Raw genomic sequence first — 13,750 nt, 5'->3', positions numbered from 1 at the left:
GGCGCTGCCGGTGCGCGGAGGTGCGCGAGACTGGGCCGGTGACCGTCCCCACCGCGTACGCGCTGCCGCTGCGCACCCGCTTCCGCGGCATCCTCGAGCGGCAGGGTCTGGTCTGGCGCGGCCCCGCCGGCTGGGCCGAGTGGAGCCCGTTCCTGGACTACGACGGCGACGAGCTGGTGCCCTGGCTCCGGGCCGCCGACGAGGCCGCCGAGCAGGGCTGGCCGGCGCCGCGCCGCGACCGGGTCGAGGTCAACAGCACCGTCCCCGCCGTGGGGCCCGAGCACGCCCACCGGCTGGCGACCGAGGCCGGCTGCCGCACCGCCAAGGTCAAGGTGGCCGAGCGGGGCCAGACCCTGGCCGACGACGTGGCCCGGGTCGAGGCGGTCCGCGACGCCCTCGGCCCGGACGGACGGGTCCGGGTCGACGCCAACGGCGGCTGGTCCGTCGACGAGGCCGGGCGCGCCCTGGCGGCCCTGGCGCCGTTCGGGCTGGAGTACGCCGAGCAGCCCTGCGCCTCGGTCGAGGAGCTGGCCGACCTGCGGCGCCGGCTGGCCCGCTCCGGCACCGACGTGCTGGTGGCGGCGGACGAGTCGATCCGCCGCGCCGCCGACCCGTACCGGGTGCGGGCGCTGGAGGCCGCCGACGTGGCCGTGCTCAAGGTCCAGCCGCTGGGCGGGGTGCGCGCGTGCCTGGAGATCGCCGAGCGGATCGGCCTGCCCGTCGTCGTCTCCAGCGCGCTGGAGACCTCCGTCGGCATCCGGGCCGGCCTGGCGCTGGCCGCCGCGCTGCCGGAGCTGCCCTTCGCCTGCGGGCTCAACACCGTCCGGCTGCTGGCCGACGACCTCGTCGCCGCGCCGCTCGTCGCGGTGGACGGGGTGCTGCCCGTCGGCGCGCTCGACGTCGCGCCCGAGGCCCTGGAGCGGCACCGCGCGCCCGACGCCGTCGGGGCGTTCTGGCAGGCTCGGCTCGTGCAGACGCGAGCGCGGGCCGCCGCCGGAGCCGGTCGTGGCTGAGGCCACCCGGCTGGCCCGGGCGCTGGTCGAGGGGCTGCTGGGCGCCGGGGTCCGCGACGTCGTGCTGGCGCCCGGCTCGCGCAGCGCCCCGCTGGCCTACGAGCTGTTCGAGGCCGACCGGATCGGGCTGCTCACCCTGCACGTCCGGATCGACGAGCGCAGCGCCGGCTTCCTCGCCCTCGGCCTGGCCAAGGGCTCCGGGCTGCCCGTCGCCGTCGTCACCACCTCCGGCACCGCGGTGGCCAACCTGCACCCCGCCGTCCTCGAGGCCTTCCACGCGCACCTGCCCCTGGTGCTGCTGACCGCCGACCGGCCGCCGGCGATGACCCACACCGGGGCCAACCAGACCACCGACCAGACCCACCTGTTCGGCCGGCACGTCCGGGCCTTCGCCGCCGTCTCCGACGCCCCGGTCGGGCCCGAGGGGGGCGACGTCGCCGGCTGGCGCTTCGAGCTGGGCCGGCTGCTGAGCGCGGCCACGGGCGCCCGGACCCGCCAGCCGGGCCCGGTGCACCTCGACGTCGCCCTCACCGAGCCGCTGGTCCCCGGTCCGGCCGCCCCGCTGCCGACCGGACCCGAGGTGCTCGTCAGCGCCGCGCGCGGCGCCGAGCCGGTCGTGCTGCCCGCCGGGCCGCAGACCGTCCTCGTCGCCGGCGACCTCCCCCCGGCCGCCGGCCGGGCCGCCGCGGAGCTGGCCGCCGCGGCCGGGGTCCCGCTGCTCGCCGAGCCCTCCAGCAACGCCCGCCGCGGCCCCGCGGCGCTGGGCACCTACCGGCTGCTGCTGGCGTCCTCGCTGGCCGAGGACGTCGAGCGGGTCGTGGTCCTGGGCCGCCCGACCCTGTCCCGCCCCGTCAGCCGGCTGCTCGCGCGCACCGACGTCGAGCTGGTCGTCGTCTCCGCCCACGCCGACTGGCCCGACCCCGGCCGGACCGCGTCCGCCGTCGTCGACGCGGTGGCGTTCGAGCCCGCGGCGGCGGGTGACTGGCTGCCGGCCTGGCAGGAGGCCGACGTCCGCGCGCGGGAGGCGCTGGCGGAGCTGCTGGCCGCGCAGACCGTGCTCACCGGGCCGGCGCTGGCCGCCGCGCTGTGGGCCGCGCTCGGCGGCGCGGACGCGCTGGTGGTCGGCTCGTCCAACCCGGTCCGCGACCTCGACCTCGCCCCGGTGCTGGCCGACCCCGCGGAGGTCTTCGCGAACCGCGGGCTGGCGGGCATCGACGGGACGGTGTCCACCGCCGTCGGGATCGCGCTGACCCGCAGCCGCCCGACGCACGCCCTGCTGGGCGACCTCACCCTGCTGCACGACGCCGGCGGGCTGGTCATCGGCCCGTCCGAGCCCCGGCCGGACCTGCGGCTGGTGGTCGCCAACGACGACGGCGGCAGCATCTTCGCCACCCTCGAGCAGGGCCGCCCCGAGCACCAGGCCGCCTTCGAGCGGGTCTTCGGCACCCCGCACGGCGCGTCCTTCGAGGCGCTCGCCGCGGTCTCGGGCGCCCGCTACCAGCGGGTGCGGACCACCGACCAGCTGGCCGAGGTCCTCGAGGAGCCGCCGGTGGGCGTCGAGCTGGTGGAGGCCGTCGTCGACCGCGGCCAGCGCCGGACGCTGAGCACCGCCGTCAGCGCGATCGCAGCCACGCTCTGAGCACGGCGGTGGCGCGCACGTCGTCCTCGTTGTACTCCAGCACCCGGGTGCGGGCCCGCTCGCGGGCGGCCTCGTCGGGCCCGTCGACGGCGTCGGCGAACCAGGCCTGGGAGTTGAGCCCGCCCGGGTCCTCGTCGCGCCAGCGGAAGCCCGCGTGCTGGGCGATCGGCTTGAGGCCCAGCCCGCCGGCGCCGAAGAAGTGGGCCTTGACGACGTCGTAGAGGTCGACGAACCGGCCGGCCCACCCGGCGGCCCAGTCCAGGGACGCGTGGCCCGGCTCACGGGCGGCGAGGGTGCGGACGGCCGTCGGCTCGTAGGCGCTGTAGTGGTAGACGGCGACGCTCCGCGGACCCTCGACCAGACCGCGGAGCCAGCCGAAGGCCTCCTCGGCGAGCGCGGCCTCGGCGGCGTCGTCGAGCGCGGTGAAGCGGCTGAACGCGACGTAGCGCGGCGGGTCCGCCGACGCCGTGTCGTGCAGCAGGAAGCCCCACAGGTAGATCCGGCCGTCCGCCGCGCTCTCGATGTCGAGGTCGACCTCCAGCGCGGCCGCCGGCACGGCGATCGGCCCGGTCGTCTCCCGGTCGAAGGACACCCCGTCGGTGAGCATCCGGGCCCGCCGCGACGCCACCCGCAGGCGCTTCTCGGGCCCGGTGCGGTGGCTCACCTCGGGCAGGTAGCCGGGCAGCAGGGCGTCGAGGTCGGCCGACGCCAGCTCGGCCACGGTGCCGATGCCGCGGCGGCGGAGCGCGAGCACCTCGCGCACGTCGAGCGCGCCCTTGTCGATCCGCAGGCTCACCTCGTCGTCGGCCAGCTCGGTGCGGCAGTGCGGCCACCACGTGCAGGTCTGGCACTCGCGCTGGACCACCGGTCGCACCAGGGGCTCCGGGTCGCTCGCCGGGTCACCCGTCCGGGCGGCGGCGGCCCGGGCGACGTCGACGCGCAGGCCCTGCTCGTGGTCGTAGCGCTCCAGCAGGCTGCGCAGCCGCCAGCCGGACGCCGCGCTGCGCGAGAAGGTGCGCACGACCGGCGCGGACAGGTCGACCCAGGCGAGCACGGCGCCCTCGTGGTGCCCAGGGCTGTCGTGCGCAGGGCCGTCGGGCAGAGCGCCGTCGTGCGCGGGGCGCTCGCGCACGGTGTCGGTGGCGAGCACCGCCCCCAGCGGCTCGGCGGCGGCGAAGCCGGCGGCCTCCAGCATCCGGTGGTAGTGCGCCAGCTGCAGGAAGTCGCCCTCGCGGCTGCCCAGCCGGGGGCCGACGCCGTCCCACACCTGCAGGTCGAGCGGTCGCGGCGCCTCCAGCGGCGACCAGCGGACGGCGGGCACCGGCGGCTCCTCCTTCGACGGGCTCAGGACGGGGTCCGACGGGCTCAGGACGGGGTCCGACGGGCTCAGGACGGGGTCTGACGGGGTCGGGTCGGCCTCGGCGGAGGGCGCGGGCTCCTCGACCGGGCGGCGCTTGGCGGGGAGCAGCACCTTGTGGGCCTTGACGACCCCGGGGTGGTAGGTGGGCCGGCCGTCGGGGCGGTCGGCGCCGCGGACCAGCAGGTCCGGTCGGCCGAGCCGGTGGCCGGCGGCGTCGACGGGCAGCGGGCCGCCGACGACCACGGCCGCGCCGACCTCCATCGCCTGCCGGCAGGCCTCCGCGGCGCTGGCGACGTCGAGCAGCCGCAGGTCGACGACGAGCCCGGGCACCGCCTCGATGAGGGCCTCGAGCTGCTGGGCCTCGAACGTCCGGGCGGCCTGCACCCGGACGGGCAGCTCGCCCGAACCCTCCGGCGGGCGGGGGACGGTGCGGTCGAAGGCGTTGTGGGTCTTCACCGGGCAGCTGCGGGCAGCCGTGGCGCCCAGCAGCACGGCGTGCCGCTCGCTGCCGGCTGCGGCCTCGGCCTCCACCTCGATCACGGGCGCACGCCGCTCACGCCCGACCCCGGTGCAGGGCCACGACCCCGCCACTGAGGTCGCGCCACTCCACCTGCTGCCAGCCGGCCTCCTGGAGGAGCGCGGCCAGCGCCGCCTGGTCGGGCCAGGCCTGGATGGACTCGGCCAGGTAGCGGTACGCCGCGGGGTTGGGGGAGAGGGCGGTGGCGATCCGGGGCAGCGCCGCCACCAGGTAGTCGGAGTAGACCGTGCGGAACGGGCGCCAGGTGGGGGTGGAGAACTCGCAGACGACGAGCGTCCCGCCGGGCCGGGTGACCCGGCGCAGCTCGCGGAGCGCCCCCAGCGTGTCCTCGACGTTGCGCAGACCGAAGGAGATGGTGACAGCGTCGAAGGCGTCGTCGGCGTAGGGCAGGGCCAGCGCGTCGCCGGCGACGAAGCCGAGCGCCGGGCGGCGCCGCTTGCCGACCTCGAGCATGCCCAGCGAGAGGTCGGTGGGGACGACGGTGGCACCCGCCCGGTCGAACGGCTCGCTGGAGGTCCCGGTGCCGGCCGCGAGGTCGAGCACCCGCTGCCCCGGCCGGGGGGCGACGGCCTCGACCACCCGGCGGCGCCAGGCGCGGTCCTGGCCGAGCGAGAGCACGTCGTTCAGCAGGTCGTACCGGACCGCCACGCGGTCGAACATCGCCGCCACGTCGGCCCGGCGCTTCTCGAGCGTCGCTCGTGCGTTCTCCACCACGCCGCGAAGCCTGCCACGCCGGGCTGACAGTTCCGCCCGTCCGAGCGGCCCCGGACGCACGACGGGCCGGCCCCCCGCGAGGAGGACCGGCCCGGTGCGTGCGTCGTCAGAGGTTGGTGCCGCCCCGGATGTCGGTCGGGGTCTGCGACCCGCCGGCCGGCTCGACGCTCACCGCGAGGGCGCCGGACTGCGCCACCGGGCCGCGCAGCCAGGACTTCGCCGTGCCGCCGCCGCTGACGATGTTGTCCGGGGTGATGACGCCGGGATCGGTCAGCGAGCCGGACAGCGTCCAGAGCTGGTAGGTCTTGTCCGCCGGCAGCGCGGGGAGGTCCCCGCTGGAGAACAGCGCCCGGCCCAGCGTCTTGGAGGCGACGAAGGTCGCCTGGCCGCCGCCGGACAGCGGGACCGTGTAGCCCTTGACGTCCGGCGCGTTCAGCAGCTCGGTCTCCAGCGTCGACGTCGCGACGGGGGTCTCCCGCTGCGTCAGCGACACCACCCAGCCGCCCAGCCCCAGCGCCACCACGAGGGCGGCGGCCACGGCCAGGGACAGCACCCGGGTGAGCCGGCGCTGCCGGCGCAGGGCCAGCTCGTCGACCCGGGTGACCGGCGCCGCCGCCACGACGGGCTCGTCGTCCACGGCCTCGACGACCGGGCCCTGGTCCTCGGCGGGGACGTCGGGCGGCAGCACCCGGACCCCGCTGATGGCGGACATCACCGAGCCCTTGAGCGCGGGCGGCGGCGGGGCCGACGCCAGCAGCGACAGCTCGGCGGCCGTCTCGCAGAACTCGACGACCTCCCGGCTGCAGGTCGGGCAGACCGCCAGGTGCGCCTCGAACTCCTCGAGCTCGTCGGCGTCCAGTGCGTGCAGCACGTAGGAGCCCGTGGCTCCGTGGATCTCGCTCATGCCTCTACCCCCAAGGCGTCGCGGAGGCCGATGAGGCCGTCGCGTATTCGTGTCTTCACGGTTCCGAGCGGCAGCTTCAGCAACGAAGCCACCTGGCTCTGGGTGTACCCACCGAAGTAGGCCAGGGTGAGCGCCTCCCGCTGGATCGCGGTCAGGCTCGCCATCCCCTTGCGGACGCGCTCGACGTCGAGCTTCTGCTCGACGCCCTCCCACACGTGGTCGACCTCGCGGTCGGCCCCGGTCACGGCGTAGCGCTCGTCGCGCGCCACCTCGCTGGTCACCGAGCGGACCCGGTCGACCGCCCGGCGGTGCGCCATCGTCGTCATCCAGCCCAGCACGCTGCCCCGGTCCGGAGCGTAGCGGGCCGACTGGCGCCAGACCTCCACGTAGACCTCCTGCGTGACCTCGGCCGCGTGGTCGGCGGACCGCAGGACCCGCAGGACCGTCCCGTAGATCCGGGACGACGTGAGGTCGTAGAGCTCGGAGAACGCGTCCTCGTGGCCCCGGGCGGAGCGGGCCATCAGCTCAACCAGGTGCGCGGCATCGGCCTCGCGCCCGGTCGCGACCGGCTCGGGTCGGGAGGACTCGCCTCCCGGCCCGGCCGGTACGACGGAGATGTTCATCTCGGTGGGTTCCTTCGTCAGGTGACGGGGTGCCGTCGTGGAACTGTCTCACGGGGCAGCCCGCAGGCTCAGGACTTCGGCAGCAGGACGGTGTCGATGATGTAGACGGTGGCGTTGGCGGTCTGGACGTTGCCGCAGAGGACCTTGGCGTCGCCGTTGACGGTGAAGTTCTCACCGGAGCCCTCGACGGTGATGCCCTGCTTGGGGTTGAGGCTGTCGTGCTCGCCGGCGAGGGTCATCGGGTCGAGCTTCTCGCCGACGACGTGCTCGGTGAGGATCGCGGTGAGCATCTCCTTGTCGGCGAGGACCTTGTCGAGGGTCTTCTTGTCGATCTTGGCGAAGGCGTCGTTGGTGGGGGCGAAGACGGTGAGGTTGTCGGTGGTGTTGAGGGTGTCGACGAGGCCGGCCTTCTTGACCGCGGTGACGAGGGTGGAGAGGAGGGGGTTGTTGCTGGCGGCGGTGGCGACGGGGTCGGCGCTCATGCCGTCGAAGGAGCCCTTGCCGGTCTTGGGGACGGCGGAGCAGGCGGCGCCGAAGGGGGCGTCGGCGGTGGAGGCGCTCATGGAGGGGGTCATGGAGGGGCTGGCCATGGGGGAGCTGGAGGCGCTCATGGAGGGCGCGGAGGAGGTGGAGGTGCCGGCGGGGGTGGCCTCGGTGCCGCCACAGGCGGCCAGGGTCAGCGGCAGGGCGAGGGCTGCGGCGAGGCCGGCGATCTTGGCGATGCGGGTGGTGGTGAACATGAGGGGAGGTCCTTCCGAAGACTGCGGGACGGGCCTGGTCAGGTCCGTCTCTCGCCAGGGGTTCGGCACGGCGGGCCCCCGGGATTGGTCACGGTCGGGCCACGGACCCCGCACACCCGCGACCGCCGGCGGTCGGGGGACGTGGCGCGGAGGGGCAGAATCGTCCCCATGGCCAAACGCAGCACGGTCCTCAAGGTCTCCGGCCTCCGCCGGGCCTTCGGGCCGGTGACGATCATCGACTCCTTCTCCCTCGAGGTGCGCGCGGGTGAGGCCATCGCCCTGACCGGCCGCAACGGCGCCGGCAAGTCGACGCTGCTGCGCTGCCTCGTCGGCGCCGACCGCCCGGACGAGGGCACCATCGAGGTGCTCGGCAACCCGATGTCGGAGACCTCCCCGCAGATCCGGCGCGACGTCGCGACCGTCATCGACGACCTCGACTTCTTCCCCGACCTCAGCGTCGTCGAGCACCTCGACCTGCTCGCCCGCGCGCACGGCATCCCCGACCCCGACGCCCGCGTCGACGAGGTGCTCGAGGAGGTGCAGCTGGTCCCGCAGTCCGGCCAGCTGCCCGGCACCCTGTCCTCGGGCCAGCGCCGACGGCTGGCCCTGGCCACCGCCTTCGTCCGGCCGCGCAAGCTGCTGATCCTCGACGAGCCCGAGCAGCGCCTCGACACCGAGGGCGTCGCCTGGCTGGCCCAGCGGCTCAAGGCCGAGCGGCAGCAGGGCCTCGCCATCGTCTTCGCCAGCCACGAGCCCACGCTGGTCGAGACCGTCGCCACCCGCGTCGTCGAGCTGGGGGCGGCGCGCGGATGAGCACCCTCGACACCGCCGAGGCCGACGGCTGGGCCGAGCCCAGCCCGCCGCGGGACCCGGCCTCGCCCCGCGAGCTCAAGGGGCTGATCCGCGACTGGCGGCGCGGCCGGGCCACCAAGAACCTCACCGAGGTCTTCCACGACGCCTACGTCGCCCTGATCGGCGCGCTCATGATCGGCGCGATGCTGGTCAACGTCGTCCTCAAAGCCCAGCGGACGATCGCCCAGTGCGACTCGGTGTCCTGCCTGTCCGCGCGGACGGTGCTGCCCTGGGCCGGCTTCGCGGCCGCGGTCGCGGTGGCGCTGGCGGTCAGCCGGCTGTTCGGGCCGGTGCTGGCCTCGGCCGCCGAGGGCTTCTGGCTGCTCGACGCCCCGATCTCGCGGGCCCAGCTGCTCGGCGCCCGGCTGGTCGGCGCTGTGGCCGGCGCCTTCGCCCTCGGCGCGGCGCTGGGCGCCCTCGTCTCCGCGCTGACCGGCTCGCCCGGCGGGGAGGTCCTCGTCTGGGCCGCCGCCACCGGGCTCTCGGCCGCCGCCGCGGTGGCCTTCGCCGCCGCCCAGCAGGGCGTCGAGCGCACCCGGCTCACCCAGGCCATCGGCTACCTCTTCGGCTTCGTCGGGGTGGCGGCCCTGTTCCTCGTCGTCGCCGTGGCCGCGGAGTGGGTGCGGCTGGGGATCAGCGACGACGTGGGGGCCGAGGTGGCCCTCGTGCTCGGCGGCTTCTCCCTGCTGGTGCTGGCCGCCAGCTACCTGCTGGCCCGGGTCCGGCTGCGGCAGATCCGCCGCACCCGGCTGCTGAGCGGCGGGGCGCTGGTCAGCGGCATCTCCGGGGCGTTCTTCGCCCTCGACATCGGTCTGGCCCGTGACATCGTCGTCGAGCGGCGGGCGGTCGAGAAGGGGCACGTGAAGCCCCAGCGAGGGCAGGGGCTGGGCGTGCAGGCGCTGACCTGGCGCGAGTGGCAGCGGCTGCGCCGGTTCCCCCAGCCCCTCGTGGTGCTGGCGGCGACCGTCGTCGTCCCCTACGCCGCCGACGCGCTGGGGATGAGCGTGCTGACGCCGGTGCTGTCGGCGCTGGCGCTGTTCGGCGCCCTGATCCCGACCCTCGGCGGCCTGCGGGTGCTCACCCGGACCGGCGGGCTCGCCCGCTGCCTGCCGTTCTCGCTCGCCCAGATCAAGATGGCCTCGATCACCGTGCCGGCCATCCTCGCCGGCGTCTGGGCCGTGCTGACGACGGCGGCCTACCGGGGCTTCGGCGACGGCGCCGTGGACCGGAGCATCCCGGAGGCCTCGCTGATGGCCGTGGCCACCGCCGCCGCCGGCCTGCTGGCCGCGGTCCGCTGGACCCAGGCCAAGGGCGTCGACTTCAGCGCCCCGATGGTCTCCACCCAGGCGGGCGCCTTCCCGCCCGGGCTGATGACCAACATCTTCCGCGGGTTCGACGTCGCGATCCTGGTCACGGCCCCGATGCTGCTGGGCTTCTCCCCGGTCTGGTCCCTGCTGATCGCCGGCATCGCCGCCCTGGTGCTGCTCAACTCGATGGACGCCGAGTCGGTCCGCGCCCGCCAGGCGGAGCAGCGCCAGGAGCTGGAGCGGCAGCGCAAACAGCGCGACGCGGCGGTCGCCCAGAACAAGCAGCGCAAGCGCTGACGGGTCCCCGGGTCCGGCCGGGAGCCGGCGGTGCGGACACGCCCGGGCCCCCCGGTGGCTGCCCGGCACCGGGACGGCGTCGCCCCTAGGGTGAGGTCCGTGACGGACGTCGAGCTGCCACGGGGACGCTACGTCTTCGCCATGAACGAGATCCGCAGCGGCTCGGGCGGGCTCATCCGCGCCGTCCTGCTCCGCAACCGGCTCTTCGCCGAGCGTGCCGGGGTGACGACGACGCTCCTCGTGCTGCGGCCCTACCCCGACTACGCCGAGCGCCGCGCCCGGCTGGTGGCGGAGGGGCTGCTCGACGAGCGCACCCCGGTGCTGTCGGTGTTCGACCACCTGCGGGCGACGCCCACCGGCCCCGCCCCCGCCGACGCCCCGGTGCTGCCGCAGGTCCCCGGCACCGAGCCGGTCGAGGAGACCTACCCCGACGGCTCGCCCTGGCGCACGGTGCACCGCGACCGGCTGAGCGGGGACGACGCGGCCTGGGACTACCGGCGGGCCGACGGGACCGTCCACCTGCGGGTGGCGGCCGGGCCGCTGGGCGCCACGGCCGACGGTGGCCCGCGCGCCCGGGTGGTGGACCCCGAGGGCCGGGTCGTCCGCGCGTTCCGCTCGATGCCCGCGTTCCACCGCCACCACCTCGACGTGCTGTTCCCCGAGCCCGGTCCCGTCTTCGTCTTCCTCGACAGCCGGGTGAGCGTGCCCCTCGTGCTGCCCGCCCCGGCGCCCCGCTTCCGCACGCTCTACGTGCTGCACAACCAGCACACGACGCGGACCCGCCGCTGGGACTCCCCGATGTCGCCCAGCTACGCCGCCGCGCTCGACCGGCTCCCGGAGCTGCACGCCCTGGTCACCCTCACCGAGCGGCAGCGCGCCGACGTCCGGCTGCGGTTCGGCGCGGTGAGCCACGTCTTCGCCGTGCCCAACCCGGTGCTGCCGGTGCCCGTCCCCGAGCCGCGGCCGGCCCGTGACCCGCGCCGCCTGGTGATGGTCACGCGGATGGCGCCGCAGAAGAACCTCGGCGACGCCCTCCGCGCCTTCCGGCTGGTGCTGGACGCCCGGCCCGACGCCCGGCTCGACCTCTACGGCGACGGCCCCGAGCGGCCGCAGGTGGAGGCCCTGGTCGCCGAGCTGGACCTGGCGGGCGCCGTCACGCTGCACGGGTTCCGACCGCTCGCCGAGGCCGACCTGTGGACCGCGTCGGGGTTCCTGCTGACCAGCCGCTTCGAGGGCTACCCGCTCGCCACCCTGGAGAGCCTCGCGCACGGCTGCCCCGTCGTCGCCTACGACATCCGCTACGGCCCCCGCGAGCAGATCAGCGACGGCGTCGACGGCTACGTGGTCCGCCGCGGCGACGTCGCCGCGCTGGCCGAGCGCGCCGTCCGGCTCCTCGACGACCCGGCCCTCGTGGCCCGGATGAGCGACGCGGCGCTGCAGAAGGCCGCCGACCACGGCCCCGACCGCTTCGTCCGGGACTGGCAGCGGGTGCTCGAGGGCGTCGAGGAGCTGGAGCCACGCCGGACCCGGCTCGACGAGGTGCGCCTCGACGTCACCACGCTGACGCGGCCGGTGCCGCCCGCACCGCCCGCCCGCTCCCGGCGGGAGCGCGTCCGGGCGCGGGTGCGGGCCCTCACCGCGGCCGGACCGGGCGAGCCGCCGTTCCGGTGGGCGGCGCGACTGGTCGTCGACGGCGCGGCCGGCGGCGCGGACCCGGCGGAGCCCGTGGTCACGCTGACCGCGCTGGGCGACAAGGGCGGTGAGCACCGCCGGCTCCCGCTGCGGGTGACCCGCGACGGGGAGGCCTTCGTCCTCGCCCGGGGTGGCACGACGCGCGCGCTGTTCACCGGCCTGCGGACCTCGGAGCACGTCCGGCTCCGGCTCGACGTCGCCTGGGAGAACTCCAGCTGGCAGGGGCTGCTCGGCGACGGCGCCCGCTGGCCGCGGCCGGGTGCCCTGACGCCGACCAGCCGGCCCGCCCGGCTGCTGCGCGGGGCCCGTCGCCGGGTGCGCCGGCTGCTGCGGGCCTGAGGTCGGCTCAGCGCCGCCGGACCGCCGCGCGGCGCCGGGAGCTCACTCGCTCCGGAACTGGATCTGGTGCCAGCCGCGGGCGCCGTCGGGGAACACCTTGGTGCGCTCCTCGGGCTGGGTCTCGCCGTCGAGGTCGGTGGCGCGCACCTGCGCGCTGTGCAGCCCCGCCGGCCCGTCGTAGCGGTACGACCACTGCCGCCACAGGTCGACGCCGCCGTCCGCGGCCAGCGTCGTCTCCTGCCACGGGCCCTCGTCGATGCGGATCTCGACCTTGGCGATCCCGCGGTGCTGGGCCCAGGCCACGCCCGCCAGCACGGGCTTGTCGGCCGGCAGCGTGGACAGCGACTTCGGCATGTCGATGCGGCTCTGGGTGAGCACCGGGGCGTCGGTCGCCCAGTCCCGCTCGGTCCAGTAGGCGGTCCGCTCGGCGTAGGTGGTGAACTCGATCCGCTCCAGCCACTTGGTGGCCGAGACGAAGCCGAACAGGCCGGGCACCAGCATCCGCGCGGGGTAGCCGCGCTCGTCGGCCAGCGGCTGCCCGTTCAGGCCCACGACGACCATGGCGTCCCGGCCGTCGCTGACGGCCTGGTAGGGCGTCGAGCAGGTGTAGCCCGAGTCGGAGGAGTAGGAGTACACCTGGTCCACCCCGGCCCGGACGCCGACGCGCTCGATGATCGCGCTGAACGGGACGCCGAGCCAGCGGCCGGTGCTGACGTAGGACCCGCCCACCTCGTTGGAGACGCAGGTCAAGGTGATGTCGCGCTCGATCATCGGCATGGCCAGGAGGTCGTCGTAGCTCAGGGTGACCGGCTCGTCGACCATGCCGTCGATGGTCAGCGACCACGACGAGGCGTCGATCCGCGGCGTCACCAGGCTGATGTCGACCCGGTAGAAGGCGTCGGCGGGCGTGGTGAACGGGGTCATGCCGGGCAGTTGGACGCCCTCGGGCAGCGCGGCGGCGGGGGAGGAGGGGGTCGGCAGGCCCAGCGCGCGGCGCGCGGCGGCCCCGGCGTCGCGGACCCGCCCGACGACGGCCCCGCCGCCCCCGGCCAGGGCGGCGACGACGGCCGTCCCGCCCAGGGCCAGCAGGAAGCCGCGCCGGGAGCGGCCAGCGGCCGCGTCGGTGGCGTCGGCCGGTCGGGCCTCGGCGACGGCGCGGGACCGACCGCGGGTGCGGAGCAGCTGGAGCGCCAGCACGCCGACGACGCCGGCGACGACGGAGGGGACGGCGGCGCTCAGCGGGCCGCGGGTCAGCGCCGCGACGGCCCCGGCGACGCCCAGCAGGCCGATGGCCACGGCGGCGGTCCGCGGCCGGCGCCAGGCGACCAGCCCGACGGCCGCGGCGAAGACCAGCAGCACGACCCCGACGCTGCCGACGAGGATCGGCTTGTCGGCGGTGCCGAAGGTGCGGACGGCGAACTCCTTCGCCGGCGTGGGCGCGGCGTCGATCAGGGCGGAGCCGACGGCCAGGACGGGGGAGGTGACGGGGTCGGTGAGCGCGGCCACCAGGTGGCCCACCCCCACGGCCGCGCCGGCGGCGGCGACGCCGCTGAGGGCGCGCAGCACGCGCCCGGGCTGGGCCGGACGGGACTCCGGAGCCGGGGCGGCGGGACGTTCGAGGGTGGTGGTCACGCAGGGAGTTCGTCGCGGCGGGCCCCGGAGATTGGCGCGCGTGACGTTGAGCACCTCGGCCCTCGTGGAGGGGGGTCGGTGCCGGGGCCCGCACTACGCT

The 13,750-nt window shown here is 76.2% G+C and carries 11 protein-coding genes; 5 read left to right on the top strand and 6 right to left on the bottom strand.

The genetic code is table 11. The annotated features are described in order from the left end of the window. The first annotated feature begins 38 nt into the window (after positions 1-38). Positions 39-1,013 carry an o-succinylbenzoate synthase gene (locus JOF54_RS08080; RefSeq protein ID WP_210054580.1) on the top strand — a complete coding sequence of 325 codons (975 nt, stop codon included), beginning with the start codon at positions 39-41 and terminating at the stop codon, positions 1,011-1,013. Next, the gene (menD, locus tag JOF54_RS08075; RefSeq protein ID WP_210054578.1) at positions 1,006-2,652 is read left to right on the top strand and encodes a 2-succinyl-5-enolpyruvyl-6-hydroxy-3-cyclohexene-1-carboxylic-acid synthase; all 1,647 of its coding nucleotides are present in this window, start codon (positions 1,006-1,008) and stop codon (positions 2,650-2,652) included. The genes JOF54_RS08080 and menD overlap by 8 nt, the downstream gene beginning before the upstream one ends. Here the strand turns inward: menD and JOF54_RS21860 are convergent. The 5 genes from JOF54_RS21860 to JOF54_RS08050 form a co-directional block, all read right to left on the bottom strand. Further along, positions 2,627-4,552, bottom strand: a complete 1,926-nt coding sequence (locus JOF54_RS21860) for a TM0106 family RecB-like putative nuclease (protein ID WP_210054576.1) — start codon at positions 4,550-4,552, stop codon at positions 2,627-2,629. The two genes, menD and JOF54_RS21860, sit on opposite strands and share 26 nt — an antisense overlap. 13 nt (positions 4,553-4,565) lie before the next feature. Beyond that, entirely contained in the window at positions 4,566-5,261 is a 696-nt protein-coding gene (locus JOF54_RS08065; protein ID WP_210059436.1) for a demethylmenaquinone methyltransferase, read from the bottom strand. A gap of 109 nt (positions 5,262-5,370) precedes the next feature. Continuing rightward, a complete protein-coding gene (locus JOF54_RS08060) occupies positions 5,371-6,168 on the bottom strand; it encodes an anti-sigma factor (protein WP_210054573.1) in 798 nt (265 codons plus the stop codon). Continuing rightward, the gene (gene sigK / locus JOF54_RS08055) at positions 6,165-6,791 is read right to left on the bottom strand and encodes an ECF RNA polymerase sigma factor SigK (protein ID WP_210054571.1); all 627 of its coding nucleotides are present in this window, start codon (positions 6,789-6,791) and stop codon (positions 6,165-6,167) included. The genes JOF54_RS08060 and sigK overlap by 4 nt, the downstream gene beginning before the upstream one ends. Positions 6,792-6,859: 68 nt before the next feature. Beyond that, a complete protein-coding gene (locus tag JOF54_RS08050) occupies positions 6,860-7,531 on the bottom strand; it encodes a fasciclin domain-containing protein (protein ID WP_210054570.1) in 672 nt (223 codons plus the stop codon). A gap of 168 nt (positions 7,532-7,699) precedes the next feature. Here JOF54_RS08050 and JOF54_RS08045 point away from each other — a divergent pair, with 168 nt between their 5' ends. The 3 genes from JOF54_RS08045 to JOF54_RS21855 all read left to right on the top strand — a co-directional run bounded on the left by JOF54_RS08045 (position 7,700) and on the right by JOF54_RS21855 (position 12,018). Next, the gene (locus tag JOF54_RS08045; RefSeq protein WP_210054568.1) at positions 7,700-8,344 is read left to right on the top strand and encodes an ABC transporter ATP-binding protein; all 645 of its coding nucleotides are present in this window, start codon (positions 7,700-7,702) and stop codon (positions 8,342-8,344) included. After that, positions 8,341-9,987: a DUF6297 family protein gene (locus tag JOF54_RS08040; RefSeq protein ID WP_210054566.1), complete on the top strand. Its 1,647-nt coding sequence runs from the start codon at positions 8,341-8,343 to the stop codon at positions 9,985-9,987. The genes JOF54_RS08045 and JOF54_RS08040 overlap by 4 nt, the downstream gene beginning before the upstream one ends. Positions 9,988-10,086: 99 nt before the next feature. Further along, positions 10,087-12,018: a glycosyltransferase gene (locus JOF54_RS21855; protein ID WP_210054564.1), complete on the top strand. Its 1,932-nt coding sequence runs from the start codon at positions 10,087-10,089 to the stop codon at positions 12,016-12,018. A gap of 42 nt (positions 12,019-12,060) precedes the next feature. On the opposite strand, the gene JOF54_RS08030 is transcribed toward JOF54_RS21855, so the two are convergent. Then, positions 12,061-13,650 carry a molybdopterin-dependent oxidoreductase gene (locus JOF54_RS08030; RefSeq protein ID WP_307803958.1) on the bottom strand — a complete coding sequence of 530 codons (1,590 nt, stop codon included), beginning with the start codon at positions 13,648-13,650 and terminating at the stop codon, positions 12,061-12,063. Positions 13,651-13,750 lie beyond the last annotated feature (100 nt).

It is taken from the genome of Microlunatus capsulatus, from assembly GCF_017876495.1.
Taxonomy (GTDB): domain Bacteria; phylum Actinomycetota; class Actinomycetes; order Propionibacteriales; family Propionibacteriaceae; genus Microlunatus; species Microlunatus capsulatus.
The sequence above is the reverse complement of the archived record's forward strand: the minus strand, read 5'-3'. Positions and strand labels throughout refer to the sequence as shown.